Genomic DNA, 3,043 nt, shown 5'->3' on the forward strand with positions numbered 1-3,043 from the left:
CCTTAATACATAAGACACAAATTAACTTAATCTATTTTCTTAGTATTTTTGATTACAAAAATATTTAAGTAGTGTGCATTACTCCCACTCAATTGTTGAAGGTGGTTTACCTGTCACATCATACACTACACGGTTAACGTGAGGGATTTCATTGACTATTCGTTTACTAATTTCATGTAAAACTTCCCATGGAATGCGAGCAAACTCACTTGTCATTCCGTCAATCGACGTTACCGCACGAATTCCAACCATATGATCGTAAGTTCGGCCATCTCCCATAACCCCAACACTTCTTACATTTGGTAAAGTCGTAAAGTATTGCCAAATATCACGGTCTAAACCATGTTTAGCAATTTCTTCACGTAAGATTGCGTCAGATTCACGGACAATTTCAACTTTTTCTTCAGTAATTTCACCTAACACACGAATTCCTAATCCTGGTCCTGGGAATGGTTGACGCCATACGATTGAATCAGGCATACCTAAAGCTGTACCTAAAGCACGAACTTCGTCTTTGAATAAAGTGTTTAGTGGTTCAATTAATTGGAACTGCATATCTTCTGGTAAGCCTCCCACGTTGTGGTGAGATTTAATTGTTTGAGCTGTTTTTGTTCCAGATTCAATAATATCTGTATAAAGTGTTCCTTGGGCTAAGAAATCAATACCTTCTAATTTAGTTGCTTCATCATCGAAGACATAAATAAATTCATTCCCAATAATTTTACGTTTTTCTTCTGGGTCACTTACCCCTTTTAATTTAGAGAAGAATCTATCTTTAGCATCAATACGGATAATGTTTAAGCCGAATTCTTCTAAGGCAGCCATTACGTGGTCACCTTCGTTTTTACGTAGTAAACCATGATCGACAAAGATACACACTAATTGATCGCCAATCGCTTTTTGTAAAAGCACACCAACGACACTTGAATCGACTCCACCAGATAAAGCTAATAATACTTTACGGTCTCCAACAAGTTCGCGGACTTTAGCAATCTCAATATCAATAAAGTTCTCCATTGACCATTCTCCAGAAACGTTACAGACATTGAAGATAAAGTTACGTAACATGTCATTTCCATGAACACTTGCACGCACTTCTGGGTGGAATTGAACACCATAAATTTGACGCTCTGTATTCTCAAAAGCAGCAATCGGTGTACTTTCATTACTTGCGGTGACAGTAAAGCCTTCAGGTACCTTTGTAATTAAATCCGAGTGACTCATTAAAACTGTTTCTGTTTCTTCTAAGTCTTCAAAAATTCCCGTTGCATTATTACTGATGTTAATTGGCATTTGGCCGTATTCACGTTTGTTCGACCCTTCAACTTCTCCACCAAATAATTTAGTAGTTAATTGCATTCCGTAACAAATTCCAAATACTGGAAGACCTAAGTCATAAATAGCTGGATCAATATCAAATGAACCTGGAGCATAGACACTATGAGGCCCTCCTGAAAGGATAATGCCTTTAACGCCAGTCATTTCTTTGATTTCTTCAGCTGTTGTGTCATTGGGTAATAATTCACTGAATACGCCAAATTCACGGATACGTCTAGTAATTAATTGATTGTATTGGCTTCCGAAGTCTAATACAACGATTTTCTCAATATCTAATAAATTTGTTTCCATGCAATTCTCCTTTTTTAATCAATATTTACGGACGTAAACATTGTCAATCGAATGATTTTTCCCTTTATATAAGATAACATCAGCTCGTCCTCTTGTTGGTTGAATATGTTGAACAAGATTGGTTAAGTTTATTGTATACCATGTTTCATTTCCATAATCTTCCACTTTTTCAGGTGGCCACTTAGTAATTTCATAGAAATAGTTCGTTGGATCATCTTTCGCTGATTCCATGTGCATCTTGAAGCGGTCCATAAACCAAGTTTTAATATGAAGCGGATCGGCATCAATATAGATTGAAAAATCAAAAAACTCATTCATATATGTTTGTTGATTTTCCGGTAGCTGGAAGGCATTAATCCCTTCAACAATTAGGATGTCAGGTTTTTTCATTACTTGAACTTCTCCTGGTACTATATCATAGATTTCATGCGAATATGTCGGATATTCAACATCATCCACACCAACTTTAACTTTACTCATAAACTCTAGTAAACGGGGCATGTCATAACTTTCAGGGAAACCTTTCCGTTTCATTATTCCACGTCGTTCAAGTTCTTCGTTTGGGTATAGGAATCCATCAGTTGTCACTAATTCAATTCGCTTCTCAGGATAGTATTTCTGAAGCAAGCGTTGTAGTACTCTCGCTGAAGTACTCTTTCCTACTGCGACACTTCCGGATACACCAATCATGAATGTATTATTTTCAAACGAGCTTTTCTCACCGATAATGCCAAAAAAATTATCACGTTCAACTTCATAATCCTCTTTGTTATTAAACATTACATCAATATAATGAACTAATGGGACGTAGACTTCTTTTACATCTTGTTGCGATAATCGGTCGTTTAAAGAAACCAACTCTTCCAGTCCTACAATTGGTTTTAAATTACCTTTCATTTGATTAAATTGTTCCCATTCTTTTCTAGAATAGTGTGTAAATAATTCGCTAGTCAAATGACCACTCCTTAGACTTTACTTTAACTATAAGTATTTTAGCACTCTCCAGGAATAGTTTAAAGGCTTGAAAGAAACCATTTTCATAAATTTACTAACAACGACTATATCTTCTAATTATTCACTCAAAAAAGACGTGATGATTAAAGCTTTGGGACCATTTATTGCAAAAACTGTTGAATAATATATAATTAAATTATCAATACGATTGAATTTCTTAGTGTATTAATTTCAGAATTTTACCACGGTTAAAAGTAATACACAATAAAAATCCGATAAATAAACTAAAAATTCGAGTGAATGTTCGGATTTTATTTATTTCACTCGTTATTTTCATAGATGCATTTAATTAAAATATATAGTAATAGCCATTTTTTTAACTCTATTCCTTATGGAAATGCTTACTAGAGGTTGTATTCTAATAGTATTTATGTAAAATAATAATGTGATATAATAATAA

General features: G+C 34.4%; 2 protein-coding genes. Both read right to left on the reverse strand.

Annotated features, from left to right (window positions below; all coding sequences use genetic code 11):
• Nucleotides 1-78: 78 nt before the first annotated feature.
• A complete protein-coding gene (gene guaA, locus HW423_RS10600; RefSeq protein ID WP_218931876.1) occupies nt 79-1,629 on the reverse strand; it encodes a glutamine-hydrolyzing GMP synthase in 1,551 nt (516 codons plus the stop codon).
• An 18-nt stretch (nt 1,630-1,647) separates the two neighbouring features.
• Nucleotides 1,648-2,583, reverse strand: a complete 936-nt coding sequence (gene coaA, locus HW423_RS10605) for a type I pantothenate kinase (RefSeq protein WP_218931877.1) — start codon at nt 2,581-2,583, stop codon at nt 1,648-1,650.
• Nucleotides 2,584-3,043 lie beyond the last annotated feature (460 nt).

Origin of the sequence: Ruoffia halotolerans (assembly GCF_014049385.1) — a bacterium.
Taxonomy (GTDB): domain Bacteria; phylum Bacillota; class Bacilli; order Lactobacillales; family Aerococcaceae; genus Ruoffia; species Ruoffia halotolerans.